Here is a 17081-nt window from a genome sequence, read left to right as displayed (position 1 = left end):
GATAAAAACAATGTGCTTACTTAGAGGGCGTATCCTAGGTATTAATTAAGCTTAACTTGTATTAGGGCCTGTTGATCTTTCAGGCTATAATTTTGTGCTCAAAAGCATCGAAGACAGCGTAAATTGGTCACTTCTGCTGCGTTATCGTTTGCTTATGTGGAAACGAAGTAACGACAGTTTTGTATGTCGGTAATAACCACACAGCACAAACTCTGCCTTGCATAAGATAACCAATTTATCGCTGCAAAAATAAGCACGAAAGATCAACAGGCCCTAATTATTGGAAGTCGTAATATGTTTATTAACCTAATTTTTACAGTATAGAGTTATGGCAGAGTCAATCAGAGATGTAAGTCGAATTAATGTTCAGTTTCGTGATGGATTTAGTCATGCTCTACTTCCGCCAGAAACGAGCACTGTGGAAGAAAAGGGCTACCAACAAATCACGGACAAAAGCAAAAGCACATTTAAGTTAAAACGCTTTTTTCTTAGTAAACCAGCAGAGATTGATAGAAAGCCAGCTCGAAACCTTCGTTCTACTCTATCTTGTTTTTCGGTATCCAAGTTTTATCGCTTTATGACTACTCAGTGCTGTCCGTGTATTCCTTGGTTATTGAGAAGTGATAAAGGGTATTTGGCACATATCGCAAAGAATTGGCCTGAATTATATCAACGTTTTGCCCTCGAAGAGTTACCAACAGCATCTTTTAACCCTGAGGAACATAGAGTTAAAACATTTAGAGACTTTATGTTTGGAGCAGATCTGGCGGCTAGAAAACAAAAATTACAGCTAGGAGTCATTGACGCTTTCGGAAGTCAAATAATGGCTCATGAAATCCATCCTGAAATTTTTACTTCCCCAGAAGTGGTTCGTCACCTTGAAAGCTTTTCTAGGCTTAATCAGTACGAGTTGAAAATGAGTGGAAAACTGCTTGCCCAGCCTAGAGCTGAAGCCTTAAGGATTTCATCAACCGATGATGTTCGAATGTTGTCATCAGCGATTCTCTTTAGTTCAAAGAGTAGAAAGCTCGTGTTTAAGGAAGCCAAAAGAGCTTTTATAGTTGCTGGAAAACATAAAGTAGTACCAGTAAAACAACTTGAGAAAATATTTGAAGCGATAGACTTGAGTAAACTTCGGTCTGGATCCGATAAAGCAATAAGGTTAACTCTTGTTAAGTTACCTCTTGAGAAACCTCGATATATCAAAGAAACCGGATTGACGGCATTAGGCTTCTTTACAGTGCTAATGGAAAAATTTGATAGAACAGTGAGCATTGAGCATACACCGGATTATGCCGTTGTTGTTACCAGTACTATTTATCAAAATTTCTGTGAATTACTACAAATATCTGAGCAGATTAATGGGATCCTTGGCGTAAATTCTAAAAGGCTTTTAAGTGGGCAGGAACCTTATGAGCAAGAATGGGATAAGGGGAAGTAATTCAATAGAATAAGCGACTCTTTTATATGTTAATTAACTATTAGCGATCTCAAACCTCATTGGTTATGTTCAATAAATATTGAAAATTTAATATCTTGGGGGCATTTATGTGGCGAAAAGCACTGTTCTGTGGTCTGGCGTTCTTCACTGTAAATTCGGCAATGGCTCTGCCTGACTTGTCAGAACCAAACGATATTGTTCCTGTTTATGAAAATGTAGTTGAAATTTTAAACTCTAATGATAATACAATTTTGGAATGTAATGTCGTACTTGCAAAACTCCAAGATTGTAAAACAAAAACTGTAAATGGGTTAAATGAACCATATCGTGGGGCTTCGTCAAAAAATTTGGGACAACAGCAAGTTGTTTATGTCACTGAAAAAGGGGTGAGTGGCTTATTCAGTTTTCAAACAGATAAACATGGGTTAATTCCTACCAATGCCTCTATTGTCAGACTTCCTGCATTTCCATACGATGATGACACTGGTGGAGATATTTTTGAAATCAGACGCTCTTCTATTGTGAATTATGACAACCCATTTTTACAGCGCTTCTTTTTTTCACGTACTCCTGCGGATACATCCAGTAATTACGGTGATTTTTTTAGTTTAGAATTAGGCGCTGATGAAGCGAGGATCATTAATTCACAAGAATATCTTAATGTGTCCCTACCAGCCTTCACATTGGAACAAGGTAACTCGGCTCACAATGAAGTACTAGCGGGTGTAGGGCAAATTGGTGGAGCGGCATCTGAAACAAGTGCAAGGTACCCATTTACAGGGATATTGAGAGGCAATAATGGTGGACTGAGGTACTCTAATAGCTCTGGAGGCACAAAAGATAAAGTGAAAGCTACGCTTGATTCAGATGTGGCTTCGATTGCTAAGGTTGATGGTAAGTATTGGGTATCATATAAAAGTAAAAAGAAGTTTACTCGATTTGATGTATTTCCTAATGGTCAAGCGGTGGATCCTGATAATTATGAAGCCCCGAGTAATTCCAATGTCGAAATTAAAAATATTCAAACTCGTAATTATCAACAAGATTCTATAAATAATTTCACGTTATTTGCCGATGACAACAAGATAGGCAGTTGTGAAGGTGAAAGCGATTTTGTATGTACAGATGCTTTTAATTATCTTGATGCTTTTGCATTACATGATGGCACAAACTATGAACCAACCAAAACCATAACATCTACCAGTTTGGGAGATCATGATACTGTGATCTTTCAAAATTTGAATTACAGTCCTATCAATGCCAGTGAAGTAACCAGAAACATCACCATCCCTGACAGTTTAACCGCTGCATTTAGTGGTTCCTGCTTAACCCAAGTTGACTTTGATAAAGAGAATGGCCCAGGAGACGAGGGGATTGATTCTTGTACTTTAAACTATGATGCAAGAAAGTTAACCAATACTCCTCCCATAGACGAAAGTTTTGATGTTAGCTTTACGGTGCATGGGCCGTTTGGAGACGTCCCTACAAGCTTCCACTTTAATATTAATTTACCGACAAGTATTCCACATTTCGTGTTTGAAAAAGATGGGGTAGTTTTACCTCAGCTCAACTTAAATGCTGGCGATACTGGTTCTTTTGAGGTGACGTACATATCTAATCAAAACGATAGTAAGTCACCCAACATTAGCTTTTTAAATGGCACAAATAATAGCAGTTTATTACGAAGCTATTTTACTGATACAGGTTGTTTGGCAGTGGACGCACCTCCATTAAATGCAGGTGGAAGTTGCACTCTTAGTTATCATATCCCTGCAAAAGTGAATAGTGTCAATTACACACTTAATTTAAATAATTCAGAGGGGGTGCCAGCAGACGACGGTACCTTAACGTTAGAGTTAGCTTCAAGGGGGAACGTTATTGCTCACTATCCACACGGAAGTCAAAACATAGAGCATTTATCTAGTATTCATCAATTGGATATATTACCTGGGGGAACAGCAGATATAAGATTTACTAATGTAGGTGCTGCTACAGCACATAATTTTCAAGTGAAATTTATTGAACCTACAAATCAGCACGTACCTTATCATTTAGATGGCTCTTGCGTACAAGATCCTGCTCCTGATTTGAGTGCCTTAGGTGGTAGTTGTGACCTAACCATAAAAATAAATAACAATGCATCGCTTTCATCGGCGCGTTATCCGCTTCGAATTTCTGGAGATGATATTGATGGCTATGATATACCCATAACGATCAATTCATTCCCACATGGTAAAGGGATAGGTGTAGTAGATTCAAATACGGAAGTGCAGGGCGATGTAGAATTGAGCCAAACTTCTAGTGGCTTCCTGACAGTGACAAATTACACTGGTTATGATCTTAGTGATTTAAAGATTATTTTACCTTTTACAAGTGGCACAGTGTTTTACGGAAAAGCGGATACAAAAAACTCAAAAAGCTGTTTACGACAAGGAGCAACAACTTCAGTTTTGGACGTATCTTTAGCATCTTTAGAAAATTGTAAACTTTTTTATCATGTTAATTCGGATTATGTAGCTAAAAAGCAAAATGAAAATCTGACTTTTACCTATACGGACACGAACACTTCAACAAAGAAAAATGAAAAAACAGCCATTCACTTTACTAACCAACCAGCTATTCGATTGAGTGAATTAAACTCAGATCTTCCATTAACAACCATTGAGTTAGATGCATCTGTACCTAAAACCGTCTTGGTCTTTACTAACGAGCAGAATTATAAAGTTCAAAATTTGAATGTTGGCATTTCGGATCCCAATGCTGCAGGCATCATGAGTAATAATACATGCCAAGGTAAAGCTCTTGGTTCAGGTGAATCATGCAGTGTTATTTTAACATTAGACGATTTCAAACCACTTATTGGCAAGTACAACTTGACTATTAATAGTGACAATTTATTGCCTGCAATAGCGCCTATAAATATTAATCAAGCACAAACGGATACGGTAACCGTTACCAACTACGGTGGTTATGTGTTATCTGCTGATTTTACCGATTTTCATGCAAATCAAGATGGTAAAGACAGTGAGTGTAAATCCGGTTCTTGCTACGCAAAAGATTCTACAGGGTGGTTTACTAACCCTAACAACAGGCAGGTTACAGGGGTTTCTGGTCGTAATATCACATTAAATATGATGGCAGGAACCTCGAGAACCCTACCATCGTGCGATCAAGGTAAAATTGAATGCTATGGCACTACGTTTGGGCCTGATTGCCATTATGCTAGGGATGATACCGACAAGGGGGCAGCACAAAATCAGTGCTTAAAATATAATCCGACTAAATGATTCATTGACTCAAAAGGGTATAGGAGCCAATGAGTAACTTGTGGTGTTTAGAGTCAAAGTTAAAGATCAATCTACTTTTGACTCGGACACAATAGTTTAAACAGCTACCTGTTACCTTTAAAGGTTCTGCTATGCTTTTTATATTATGGAAAAGTTTAAGGCAGAATTTTGTCTCGAATTGGTAGTAAAACTCAAGTCCCCCATACATTTTATGAAAGTCAACAAGAACGGTTTTCTCATGAAAATGATAAAAATATACCGAGGGATATTCGCAGCTTTTCCCTATTATGGATAGAAAAAATCAAGCCTGTACTTCCTCAGGGTGCTGATAAAAGTGAATACCGGACACAAGTGTCGGTAGAGTTTTATGAACTGTTTGAAACGAAATCAAAAGAGGCCGCTGAGCAAAAAATAGTTGAAATAGATAAGCATCTTAATGGGCAGTTGCAATTATCTTTGGAGTTTAAGCAGCGCTATGGAAACAAAGATGGATATATTCTGGTATTAAAAGATGCCAATGGTGATGATGTTCAAAGGTTTACACATATAAAATTAGAACAACGTTCACCCCAGGCATTACTGGAAGCGGAAGCCGTTTCTGAACAAGAGGTTCCATCGGATTTTGGTTTCGAAATCATATCTCAGAAAGGTATCCCTAGAACGGAAGAAATAGAGACTTCTATTAAATGGTGGCCTAAAAGTCGATTTAATCCTTTTTCTAAATCTGAAAAAGCCAAGATAGTAAAACCAAAAGCTCAAAAGCCGACTAAAGCTGTTAGTAGTCCAAAACTCAAAGAATCCCCCAAATCAAAAGCTTCTTCGTTTCAACCGAGAAGAGGAGCGTCTGCTAAAACCGCGAGTGATAAAACTCCCCAAAAAGTAATATTTTCCAATCAGAAGCCTGATGCAAGTGCATCAGCATTGCAAGTAAAGCAAACACTTGAAGGTAAAATGATCCAAAGTGGATTAGTAAAGTCTCATCAACAATTCGATATTTTATTTTCCAGAGTAGATGTATTGTTATACTCCGAACTGCAATTGGCTACTCGGTTGGCCATTTATCAAAAAATTCAGCCTACTCAGAAAGATGATTTACTCGATGAGTTTTTTGGTTTAGTTCTTGATGCTCCCTATTTTGATTTATCACCAGATGAAATTGGAAATGAGTTTAATTCGTTCCCACTTGTTGCCAAAGCAGCCCATACCAAAATAACCAGTAAAATTAATGTTATTCCCAAAGTTACCGACGCCCACAGAGCGATTGAATTTGGCGTAACACCAAAAGGTGCAGGTTTATATAACTGGGGAAATACCTGTTTTATGAATAGTGCCTTACAGTTACTGAGCATACATCTGAAATTGTCCGATGGTGTAGCGCATTTAAAACGTGGCATTCCTTTAGCAGCAGCCAAAGATATTGTATTGAAAGCGTTACCTAGCAATGATTTTAGCGGCATAGATGAAAATTTAGAGGCTGAAGAAATAGCAAAGGAAAAAGAAAGGATTCAAATCGAGCGGGCTAAATTAATTGATCGCTGGGCTACAATCATTTCAGGAATGCAAGAAGAACAACTGGCTTCACAACCCGTTATAATTCCAGAATACCCAAATGTTGAGCTCACTGACAAATTAGTTGCACTTATACACTTTAAAAATGAGTTTTTAAAACTACAAGAAAGACTGCAAATGGATGTAACCGAGTCAGAAGCGATAGCATCTCCTGCGGAGCAGCAACAAGATTTTTTAAAGGCTTATCTTCATTTTGCACAAATCACAAATCGATTAAACTCTCTCTATATATTCGATATGTTCGCTCTAGAACCTCAGGAATTCATTTTTGCCAACATTCCCCAACAGGATCCCCAAGAGTTTCTTATGGATATTATGGACATCTTTGGTTTGAATCTAGCCGAAGGAAGTCATATTCAAACTCGAGAGGTCTTGCATCTAAATTCAACCGATGGAAGAACACATTTGACGTCACGTTTGGCTCCAACTCCAAACCCCTTAGCGATGGCTAATGCTCCAGTAGAAGGCCGTGAGGTGACATTGGACAGCTATTTGGAGCAGTTTAGTAGAGAAGAAGAGTTACAAAAAAAAGAGGCTTTTTACTGGGATGATGGGGTGCTAGAACGACATAAGGTGAAACCTGAAAATGTGATAACCACCAAACAAATAAAATTTCATGCAGAGTCTTCGCCGCCCGATCAATTCATCGTCCAATTAAAATTGTTTGAAAAGACTGATACCAAACCAACCTGTATTGTACAAGATGGGGAGGGTAGTCAACCTAAGATCAAAGATGTTGGATTAGAAGTGATACATTCATTGTTGGAAAATAACCGTAGAGTTAAAGTATCTATGCATATTGGGGAGGAAACTGAACCTACAAATGTAGAATATCAAGTTGTAGGAATATCTTGTCATGCAGGTTCCGGTGTTCGAATAGGACACTATACGGCATTAAAGTTCAACCCTGATGGCAGTGCGGTCTTTCTTGATGATGATGTTGCTGTAGATTGGCGAGAATTTTATAAAGCTAGGGATATGAATCGTTCAGTTAACAACCTTAAAGAGTTTTGTGAGCAAAGAGAGCTAAGTGGTTACTTATATTCACTAAAACGAGTAGATGCTGACTGATATTCAATCAGCATTAATAGAGTTAACTAAAATTTGATTCTCTACTACTTTCCAGCCGATATTGTAGTTATACAGTGAAATAAAATAATCCTTATCATCATGTTTATTTTTCTTATAAGCAGGGCGAGGATCTTGCGATAAAACCTGTTCAATTAATCTTTTAAATTCATCTCCATTTGTCATACTTTCAAATGCGATTGAACACTCTTTGCTGAAGTTTACTGAGCAGAGTTCAGGTGATTCTTGTGCCATGCCTGCTTTTGCATTGGTTAAACTATCAGAGAAAGGCAGGTAAGGCTTAATATCCAATATAGGGGTGTTATTAACCAAATCCATGCCAGAAATATCCAATATTACTTGGTTTGCTTCTAGTCGAACTTGATGCAACCTAACTACAGATTGACCTATGCCGTTAGGGCGAAATGTGGAACGAGTAGCAAATACACCGATTTTTTCATTTCCGCCAAGCCGTGGAGGGCGAACTTTAGCTTTGAAACCTTGTTCAAGGTTTTCATGAAAGCTGAACAACAACCAAAGATGTGAATATTGCTCAATACCCTGAACAAAGTCAGGGTGATTGTAATCGCCAGTTAATTTAATTTGACCTTGTGCGTCAACTAAACCGGGCTGTCTTGGAATGCCAAACTTTTGTTGATACGGCGTTTTACATACTGCAACAGCTTCGATGGTTTGAGTAAACACTTATTGCTTAACCTTAATCGCTTTACCAGTACAAACGACTTGGGTTAAGCATTCTGGTGTTGGGGTTGCTAAATTAACGCAATGTTCAACGATAAAGCCATTTGCTCCTATATCAGCCGCGTTACGGCGAGCATCTGTTCGTGCATCTGCTTCAGTTGCGATTTTATTGTTACTGGACTGCTGACAATCTTCTCCATTCACAATTTTTATCGTCTGGTAACTTTTAGGGGCAGGGTGTGCTTTGTCGTACAGTGTCACATCTGCGGCCTTAAAATACTCTTTAATTGAGTCTTTGCTGATGTTGCTATTAAATGCGTAGTTACCTGAACATCCAGCAAGATAGAGGGGAAGAAATATGATGCACTTTTTCATGTTGACCTCAATGGGCATAAAAACACAACATGCCTGCAAATACAGGCATGTTGTTTCAAGTTGAAGCGATATCCTATCGCTTCAAGTACTTTTGATAAAGCTGATTATGACGATTGTTTAAATCAACTTTGCGGCCATCGATGTAGAGTTGCTCTACTTTTCCGGAAGCTTGATCAAGTATATCGCCCTCAGTGATGATAAAACTTGCCTTATATCCTTTCTGTAAAGAACCAATATCTTTTAGATTCAGAATATTTGCGGCATCAGCTGTGATGGATTTAAGGGCTTCTTCCTTGCTTAAACCATGACTCACGGTTTGGCCTGCTGCAAAGGGTAGGTTTCGGGTATTCCAATCGGCTTTAATCGCAAGAGCAAAAGGTACTCCTGCTTGTTTTAGTAAGCTAGGTACTTTAAAGGCTTGATCGACTGGGTCGTCATTGCGTTGGGGTAAACTGAAGACATTGGTATAAATGACTTTGGCTCCAATTTCATTCAATGATGTCGCTACTCGCCAAGCATCATAGCCACCAACAATAACCAGTTTGAATTTATATTTTCTGGCGATGGCGATAGCTTGTTCAATCTGCTTTTGCTTATTAGCATGGACATAAAGCTGGCCTTTCCCTTCAAATAGTGGAAGCATACTAGCTAACGCTTTATTGCCTTTTACATCATGGTCAGCTTTGTAACTCAAATAATAGCGATAACCATTTTCAAAGGCTTGATGAACTTCATTTATTTGCTTATTTAGGCTTTCTAACTGTTTTTTATAAACTGTAGGATCTGATGAAGCCCAGCGAATTGACGGCCAATACAGGTTCATCTGCGGCCCTGTTTTAACCAGAGCATCATCAATATTCCATGCATCTAAATTCACAACGATGGATTGGCCTGCAATTCCGTTACCTGTCGGTATCACTTGGGCGTAAGTGATACCGTTTCTACGAACTGTTGGAATGATTTCAGAATCAGCGTTATAAGCGACAGCGGGTGACAATTGAGGATTAACAAAGCCGACTTCACGATTATCGACGCTTTCTTTTACAGCATTAACTTCGACTAAACCAAGGCTGGTACTTAATGCAACCAAACCGGGATAGACATGCTTACCTGTTAAATCAATGATTTTAGCTGAATTAGAATTTAAATCTTGGCCGATTTCAACGATACGGCCATTATTAAATAACATGTCACCGTTTTCAATTACACCATTCGCTGCTGTGTGAATCGTGGCGTTTTGCAGCAGAACCGCTTGCTTTTGTGTTGCTGCCGGCACAATATCACTTGCGAATGCAGCCGCTGAAATCATAGAAGCCACTGACAATAAACTGATAGTTAAAAGATGTTTTTTCATTGTTCTTCTCCTTAGTGGCTGTGGTTGTGGCTTTTATCCCAAGCATGGAAAAGCGTATCACAATGCCACTCAGGTTCTTTGAATATAGGTGCTTCTGATTTTTGCTTCATCTTAGTGCCACTTGTCAGTATTTTTTGGATCAGAGCTTGGCGTTCAGTGGCAACTTGTTGCTGCTTTTGCTTGTCTATTTCAATATCAAAGTAGCGTTTGCCATCAACCCATACTTTTTCTGCTTTTGCATACACAGAAAGAGGATTGTGACTCCATAATGCTAAGTCAGCTTGTTTACCTTGTTTGATTGAACCAACGTATTTATCAACGCCAAGTTGTTTCGCTGGGTTGATAGTAACCATATTCCAAGCATCAATTTCACTCATATCACAATAGAACATTGATTTTGCGGCTTCTTGGTTTAGGCGGCGCATCATTTCTCTATCATCAGAGTTAACACTGGTGAGTACACCTTTCTCGGTCATTAAGCAGGTGTTTTGTGGAATAGCATCGTACACTTCAAACTTATAAGCCCACCAGTCTGAGAAAGTAGAGGCACTAGTGCCGTGCTTAGCCATCTCGTCAGCAACTTTATAACCTTCTAAAATGTGAGTGAATGCTTTTACGGTAAAGCCGTATGCATCCGCTACTTTTAAAAACATTAGAATTTCAGATGCAACGTAAGAATGAATATGAACATCACGCTCACCATTAATCACTTGGTTAACAGCTTCTAGGCGATAGTCCTTTCGTGGTGCAACAATTTTACGTTTAGAACTACGACGTAAATCGTCGTAATCTTTTTTAGCTTGCTCATATTCAAGAGCCGAATCCATAGTCTCACGGAAAAGGGCATCTACCCCCATTCGACTTTTAGGGAAGCGACGGGAAAACTTTTCACCCCAATGGGTTTGTTTAACGTTTTCACCCAAGGCGAACTTAATACTTGGATTGGCTTCTTTGAATTTCAGCTCTTCAGCAGTGTCGCCCCAACGAAGTTTAATGGTTTGCGCTTGACCACCGATTGGGTTTGCACTGCCATGAAGTAATTGAACAGTCGTTACACCTCCGGCAAGAGCGCGGTAGATATTTACATCGTCAGGATTAAGCACATCTCCAATACGAACTTCAGACGTTACAGCATGAGTAGCCTCATTAACCCCGCCGTTAATGGCAATATGAGAATGTTCATCAACGATACCAGCCGTTAGATGTTTACCTGTAGCATCGATAACAATGGCTTTTCTAGGAGCTTTTAGTCCTTGGCCTATTTCGTCGATTTCACCGTTTTTGATCAGGACGTCAGTATTTTTGAGAATGCCAGATTTTTCAGATGTCCAAACGGTTGCGTTTTTAATTAATACCGTTTCTTGTTCTGGTAAGGCATCAAAACCAAACGCGACATTTGGGTGAGTGGTTTTGCTGACAAAGCTGGTTTTCTTATCAGAGTCCTGAGAGTTTTTGGAGGTTAGATTTTCTGAGTCCGTATCTAGTTTAATACGTTTGGCGGTAACAGGGTATTCAGTGCCATCAGCCGTTTCCATTCGACCAGTTAACTCTTTGCCATCTAGCCATAAGACGAATCGTGTCACGCCTTGATAGTCAGCACCAGAAAGATCAGCGATAAAGGTTAATCGTTCGTTGTCGTATTTGACTTTATCTAACTCAATTTGTTGTTCACCACTAGACAGGGAAGCATCAAGCTTTGTACCTTTCTCTAATCCCAGATCAAAATCGATTTGGTTAAGAGTTAGCTGATAATTACCGGCAAGATTATCTAGGCTACGGTCATGAATTTGAGTTTCATTGCCCTGCAGCCAAACACTGTAAATTTTTCCGTTGTCGAATAAGTCACCTTTGGATATCACAAAGTCAGCTTTGTAACCCGGCTCTAATTTACCTGCTATGTCAGAAATGTTAGCCATTTCAGCTGGATTCGTAGTTAAAGCTGCTAATGCATCTTGCTTTGATAACCCCGCATTTACTGCTTTGCGAAGCGCTTTCCAAAACTCTTTTTGATTGCTGCCAGATAAGGTAAATGCAAATGATATATCAGCTTTTGCTAGTGCCGCTGGATTTGATGATGCACGTTCCCAATGTCTTAACTCTGCCAGTTTGACATCTTTTGCTGAGTCACTATCTGCCACATTAGGCGCATCAGGAAATTTTAATGGCAAAATGATTGAGTAATTTAAGGCTTTGATTTCGTTGATTCGGCTGTATTCATTACCAGTACCCACGATCGTAGGTGTCAAATCAAACTCTGCTAATTCTCGAGCCGCACGTAGCTGGTTATTAAGGCTAGTGGTTTCGAAAATAATGTGCTGTTTGTGTAAATTTCCTAGTTTTTCATAGGCGGCATTAAATTCGATTTCATTTGGTTGTGAAAGCGTGCCCGGCTTGTTGTAATTTTCTTTATACCATTTCGCATCTGAAAGGGTTTGACGGATTAAAGCGATACTACCCATTAGCGACCCCGGGTAGTCTTGCTTTGAGCTGCCTTTATTGAATGACATAAACTGATGGCTTCGAGCTTGGTAAATCACCTTGTTTGGAATGTCATTTTCCAACGATAAGCTTACGCCACGGCCACGAAAAATACCGTCTAATTTTGCCGATTGAACACTGGTAAAGCCATTGTTTATCCATGTTTTTGCGCTTTTTGCATCTGGCTTAATATACGAAAACCATTCTTTTTCAGCATGAATAGCATCATTAGAAGCATTGCCACCTATACGGTCATTAAAATAGATAGGCTTAGTTTGTTTGGTTTCTGGAAAGCTATAATCGATACCGTATTGAGTATATGGGTCAATAAAACCGGGATAAATGGTATAGCCTGATAGGTCAATTTCTAGCGCCGCTTGGGGAATATCATTATCTTCAATAATGGCTTTAACTCGATCATTTTCGACCAGCAATGTAGCATTTTTAACAACTTTACCCGGAGCAACAAAAATATTGGCGTGAGTCAGAGCGGTAAGTTTATTGTTCGCATTTGGAGTAAGGACACTGGCGAAACTGGATGACGACATTACGACTAGCGCACTGGCGCTTATCACTTTGTTAATATTTATCATTTTTCCGTGTGATGTTTGTTGTAGGTTGAGCTAGGATACTGCAAAGGCAATAGAGAAAAGAAGTTTTTTTGTAACTTTTTATTATCAATAATGTAGTTATGAATATTTTGAGTTAATAAGGCATAAAAAAGCTCGATACTAAAATGCGGCAGTAGCAAATATGGGGATGAATTTAGGTTTATCCCCTTTATTTTATTCCTATTTGCAGGGCTGTAAGCATGGAGAATCATTGTTCAATTCATAAAAGTCATTATTTAACAATATGTTAGACTGTTAGCGCAAAACGGATTATTATCCTATAATTAAGCTATTCCAAGAATTTCTGGAGAAAAGCTTATGAAAAGGCAAATTGTCGTTGATACTGAAACTACAGGTGTATCTCATTTAAGAGGTCATAGGATTATTGAGATAGCCTTAGTCGAAGTTAATGATAATAAGATAACAGGCAATACCTATCAATCATACTTTTATCCAGACGGTAGAAAAATAACTAAAGGTGCGTACAAAGTTCACCAGATTGAAAATGATTTATTAGTCAATAAGCCTATTTTTAAAGATAAAATTGAAGAAATTAAAAATTTCATTGATGGTGCAGAGCTAGTTTTCTTTAATAAAGAATTTGACCTTAATTTTTTAAACAATGAAGCCAATATCGCCAATCATGAGATCGATTTTAAAATCAACTACAAATCCATATGCCTTATGGAAATCATTGCTAATGGTTTAAGTCGAAAAAATGGAAGAATATCTCTAGATACTGCTTGTAGAATTTATGGGATTGATACATCTGGTAGAGAGGTACATGGTGCTTTAATTGATACAACATTAACTGCGGAACTGTTAATCGAGCTTCAATTAAGATCTGAATTGATCAAAAGAGTACCCCATACCAATGAACGAAGAGAAAGAGAAAAATTTCCTTTTCCTAGAGCTTATAAAGATCAACAGTATAATTTTTGTAAAAATACAAAATGTAAAAATTTTGGTGTACCTCCAACATTTCCTAAAAAAGATAAGAATGGGAAATATAGCAATGACATAGGTGATTACAGGGTACAAATCTATCGAAGCAAAAAAAATAGTAACAAAAATGCTAAGGTATTGGTTTGTAAGCTATGTAAAACTGCGAGTTACCTGTATAGCAACAAATCTATTGTGCAAGAAACTGAAAGATTGAAATCCATCTATGAGTTAAAGATTCCTTCATGCCCAAATACTGCATTAAAACCTAATATAAGCAAAGGTATACCTGATGGTCGGAGGTATAAAAAAATACAGAAAAAAATCAAAGGAAACCTTAAAACTTTCAATAGATTAAAAGCAGCCTGTTCTAATGTGAAACAAGATATTATCAATTATTCAGATAGTTATTGGTTAGATAGTAAGTCTGTAAAAAAAATTAAGAATTCAAAAGGTTTACCAAAAATTTCTCATCCTGATTCAACAGGAAAATATCACAATAATAATATTTTCATCTCTCAAAAATTTAAATGTAAAAAATGTCACACTAAATTTTCTGTTCCTTTAAATGCACAGAAAGGACAATCTAATTATCAAATAAACTACCAATTGTTTTCAGAGCTAGTTAACAAAGGAATTATTAATAGAATATCAGAGAAACTAAGGATTAATCACTCTTTAATTTACTCTAGAATTGAGTTCTTCTACAATCAATGCATTCAATTTGATCAGTACATGCTACATAAAAATATTTGTAAATTACAAAACAAAAAAATAAACATGAGCATTGATAAACAATTATTTTATTCAAATTGGACATCTAAAAAAGATGCTCGAAGAACATTGTTTGTAAATATATCCACAGTTGATAATTCAACAAGGTTTGCGTTTGCGAGTACTGTAAACTTTGATTTTACATCAAATTATAAAAGTTTTTATAAAGAATTTATAAGAATAGGTGAATATAAAAAAGAAGTATACAACAGGAGATATCAGCAATATATATTACCTGAAGAGGGTATTAATGATGATTTGACACTTAAAGCTCCAAGTAAACATCTATTGGTACATCAAACATACTCTTTATTTTCTCATCTAGAGTTATTAAAAAAATATATCAACAACTTGAATAAGGTTAATTTATTTGGAGATGATGATGTTGGTTTTGATAGTGCCATCCCCAAAGTATTAAGAGAAAATATTGAAAGTAATAAATTAAATGTTTGTATAGTTAGACCTCAACAGCTTAAAAAAAATGAAGTTGAAAAAGATGGTGCTTACCAATGGATTCCTCAAGAAAAGCCAGTAATAAAAGGAAAGTATATTGATGTAAAACTGCTTACAGACAGTACCTATAAATTTTACAATCACGCATCTTTGCATGGAGTTGATAATTACTTTCAAGTATTGAGAAGAAGGTTAAATATGTTAGAAAGACCTTTGAAGTCATCTCCAAATACAAGTACAGAAAAAGTAAAAGATGATAAATGGAATGTCTATGGCTCTTATAATCCAAAATATATTTCAATGCTAATTGAAATAATGAGGGTTTATAATAATTATATATTAACTGACGAAAAATCAATTGCAAAGAAAAAAGGCTGTACTGATATCCCACAAACACCTGCACAAAAATTAGGCTTAGTTGATACTGTGTATAGTATTTACGACATTCTAGATTTCAGTGTTGGCAAAGTAGCCGTAGATTTTATGGAGCAATTTTCAAAAAAAAGTGCCGTTTAACTTAACCTCATTCATTAATATTGATGTCTTGATGTCAGAAAGATAGATAATAAAAGTGTTAGTTTAATAAAGTAACCACCATGTAAAGTGGTTACTTAAAAAACATAAAATTGTAATCAATAAGAATTAATCAACTTCAGAGTATTCATAATAACCAGCTTTGATTTTAGTATAAGTATCATATATTTCTTCAGGATCTCTAATCTGATATACATATGGAGTTAAGCCTCCTACTGCTCTAAAAAAATATGTTCCACTTGGTTTTAATTCAATATTTATAACATTCTTACTAAATATCCCTCTTGGATGAAATTGAAATGTATGCTTGCCTGAATTCGTTAAGAACTTATAATATTCACCAGTATTTAGCTTAGTTAATTGTACGTCATCAAAAACAAAAGGAGCATCAATACCTGAATTAAGAATACCTGTTTTATATGTATATACATATACGGTAGCTTGGTTATCGCTTCGTGGCTCAAGCTCTAAATTATCAGGAACAGGGGTTATAGTGCAACCTGAAACTAAAAATACTAAAAATAAAGCCATAACTATTTTTTTCATATTATTCCCTTTAATAAAGTTTATCTTTGTAGATAACGATTTAAAACATTATCTTCTTTTTATTTTACGTATTTGGTGTTGATATTCATTAATTATGGGGTAAACCATTTGATCAAAACTAGGAGTATTATCTTTTAAACGTTTTATATTTTTTTCTTCATTATTTCTTCCATATTTTGTAACAGGTCTTCCACTTCTGACTATTTTATAATAGGTTTTACCAGTACCTTGATTAAAATTATCAATTTTTGTTTGTTGCAAACAGAAATTTAGTGTGTAATCCCTATTTACGAGAATGTTTTCATTAGGACTAAGTGGTTTCCAGCCATGATTATAATGAGTTGTCATTAAATCACGGTTCTTACACCATTTTTCGATTTCATAAAACAACTCCCTAGCTAAAGAGATTTCTACAATATTAAGAGTATCCATTTCTACTTTACACATTAGACATTCGGAGATTAGACGCAATATCATATAGGATATTGTCTGACTTATATATTTTACAAATAAGCTCTCTAGTATTGATTAGCCACGCATCTGTGATCATATTTCCATCAGTAAAAGCTTCAAAAGAGCACTCTTCATTTATCCATTTATGATAGTGATTAACATAGAACATGCTAACAAGGAAATCTTGCTGCTTTTTTGTGTAAAACATACCATTGTTTTTTACTGACAATTGTATTATTGACTTAGTGACACCGTTTAGGATTTTTGCACCATTTAAAACTTTAAAATGAGGTGCATGTTTGAGTTTTAGTTCAGAAAATGAACTTTTATTGGCGGCTTTAGGATTTTTTGCGAGATAGATCAAGTGCTGTCTCTTGATCAGATCTCAAAGCAGCTCACCATCTGCTAGCATTTCTTTCGCTACTCGGTATCCTACTACATAAGATTGAAGCGTATCCCAACCTTCCCATATCGTTTCCCAGCCAGCAATGCCT

The 17081-nt window shown here is 36.7% G+C and carries 11 protein-coding genes; 4 read left to right on the top strand and 7 right to left on the bottom strand.

Going from position 1 to position 17081, the window contains the following annotated elements:
- Positions 1–328 precede the first annotated feature (328 nt).
- The 3 genes from D5018_RS15805 to D5018_RS15795 all read left to right on the top strand — a co-directional run bounded on the left by D5018_RS15805 (position 329) and on the right by D5018_RS15795 (position 7368).
- Complete coding sequence (locus D5018_RS15805; RefSeq protein WP_121839968.1) at positions 329–1441, top strand: hypothetical protein; 1113 nt, start codon at positions 329–331, stop codon at positions 1439–1441.
- Positions 1442–1548: 107 nt separating this feature from the next.
- Positions 1549–4728: a hypothetical protein gene (locus D5018_RS15800; RefSeq protein ID WP_121839967.1), complete on the top strand. Its 3180-nt coding sequence runs from the start codon at positions 1549–1551 to the stop codon at positions 4726–4728.
- Positions 4729–4896: 168 nt separating this feature from the next.
- On the top strand, positions 4897–7368 hold the full coding sequence (locus tag D5018_RS15795) for a ubiquitin carboxyl-terminal hydrolase family protein (protein WP_121839966.1): 2472 nt from the start codon (positions 4897–4899) through the stop codon (positions 7366–7368).
- A gap of 3 nt (positions 7369–7371) precedes the next feature.
- Here D5018_RS15795 and tsaA read toward each other — a convergent pair whose 3' ends face one another.
- The 4 genes from tsaA to D5018_RS15775 form a co-directional block, all read right to left on the bottom strand.
- On the bottom strand, positions 7372–8070 hold the full coding sequence (gene tsaA, locus D5018_RS15790) for a tRNA (N6-threonylcarbamoyladenosine(37)-N6)-methyltransferase TrmO (RefSeq protein WP_121839965.1): 699 nt from the start codon (positions 8068–8070) through the stop codon (positions 7372–7374).
- Entirely contained in the window at positions 8071–8442 is a 372-nt protein-coding gene (gene rcsF / locus D5018_RS15785; RefSeq protein ID WP_165905080.1) for an Rcs stress response system protein RcsF, read from the bottom strand.
- 73 nt (positions 8443–8515) lie between these two features.
- Positions 8516–9796: an amidohydrolase family protein gene (locus D5018_RS15780; protein WP_121839963.1), complete on the bottom strand. Its 1281-nt coding sequence runs from the start codon at positions 9794–9796 to the stop codon at positions 8516–8518.
- A gap of 11 nt (positions 9797–9807) precedes the next feature.
- Positions 9808–12867 carry an amidohydrolase family protein gene (locus D5018_RS15775; protein WP_121839962.1) on the bottom strand — a complete coding sequence of 1020 codons (3060 nt, stop codon included), beginning with the start codon at positions 12865–12867 and terminating at the stop codon, positions 9808–9810.
- A 336-nt stretch (positions 12868–13203) separates the two neighbouring features.
- Here D5018_RS15775 and D5018_RS15770 point away from each other — a divergent pair, with 336 nt between their 5' ends.
- Positions 13204–15570: an exonuclease domain-containing protein gene (locus D5018_RS15770; protein WP_121839961.1), complete on the top strand. Its 2367-nt coding sequence runs from the start codon at positions 13204–13206 to the stop codon at positions 15568–15570.
- Between the two features lie 126 nt (positions 15571–15696).
- Here D5018_RS15770 and D5018_RS15765 read toward each other — a convergent pair whose 3' ends face one another.
- Genes D5018_RS15765 through D5018_RS15755 form a run of 3 tightly spaced genes read right to left on the bottom strand, consistent with a single transcriptional unit; the run spans position 15697 to position 16951 of the window.
- Complete coding sequence (locus D5018_RS15765) at positions 15697–16134, bottom strand: lipoprotein (RefSeq protein WP_121839960.1); 438 nt, start codon at positions 16132–16134, stop codon at positions 15697–15699.
- 48 nt (positions 16135–16182) lie between these two features.
- Positions 16183–16566 (bottom strand): hypothetical protein, encoded by a 384-nt coding sequence (locus D5018_RS15760; protein WP_133309313.1) that lies wholly within the window; start codon positions 16564–16566, stop codon positions 16183–16185.
- Between the two features lie 7 nt (positions 16567–16573).
- Entirely contained in the window at positions 16574–16951 is a 378-nt protein-coding gene (locus D5018_RS15755; RefSeq protein WP_121839958.1) for a hypothetical protein, read from the bottom strand.
- Positions 16952–17081 lie beyond the last annotated feature (130 nt).

It is taken from the genome of Parashewanella curva (assembly GCF_003675895.1).
GTDB classification, from domain to species: domain Bacteria; phylum Pseudomonadota; class Gammaproteobacteria; order Enterobacterales; family Shewanellaceae; genus Parashewanella; species Parashewanella curva.
Note: the sequence above shows the minus strand (reverse complement) of the source record. Positions and strands in the feature narration are given on the sequence as shown.

Excerpts from the sequence above, each read along its gene's own strand:
- D5018_RS15775 (WP_121839962.1), bottom strand. The coding sequence starts at position 12,867 with ATGATAAATATTAACAAAGTGATAAGCGCCAGTGCGCTAGTCGTAATG.
- D5018_RS15780 (WP_121839963.1), bottom strand. The coding sequence starts at position 9,796 with ATGAAAAAACATCTTTTAACTATCAGTTTATTGTCAGTGGCTTCTATG.
- D5018_RS15765 (WP_121839960.1), bottom strand. The coding sequence starts at position 16,134 with ATGAAAAAAATAGTTATGGCTTTATTTTTAGTATTTTTAGTTTCAGGT.
- rcsF (WP_165905080.1), bottom strand. The coding sequence starts at position 8,442 with ATGAAAAAGTGCATCATATTTCTTCCCCTCTATCTTGCTGGATGTTCA.
- D5018_RS15805 (WP_121839968.1), top strand. The coding sequence starts at position 329 with ATGGCAGAGTCAATCAGAGATGTAAGTCGAATTAATGTTCAGTTTCGT.
- D5018_RS15770 (WP_121839961.1), top strand. The coding sequence starts at position 13,204 with ATGAAAAGGCAAATTGTCGTTGATACTGAAACTACAGGTGTATCTCAT.
- D5018_RS15800 (WP_121839967.1), top strand. The coding sequence starts at position 1,549 with ATGTGGCGAAAAGCACTGTTCTGTGGTCTGGCGTTCTTCACTGTAAAT.
- D5018_RS15760 (WP_133309313.1), bottom strand. The coding sequence starts at position 16,566 with ATGGATACTCTTAATATTGTAGAAATCTCTTTAGCTAGGGAGTTGTTT.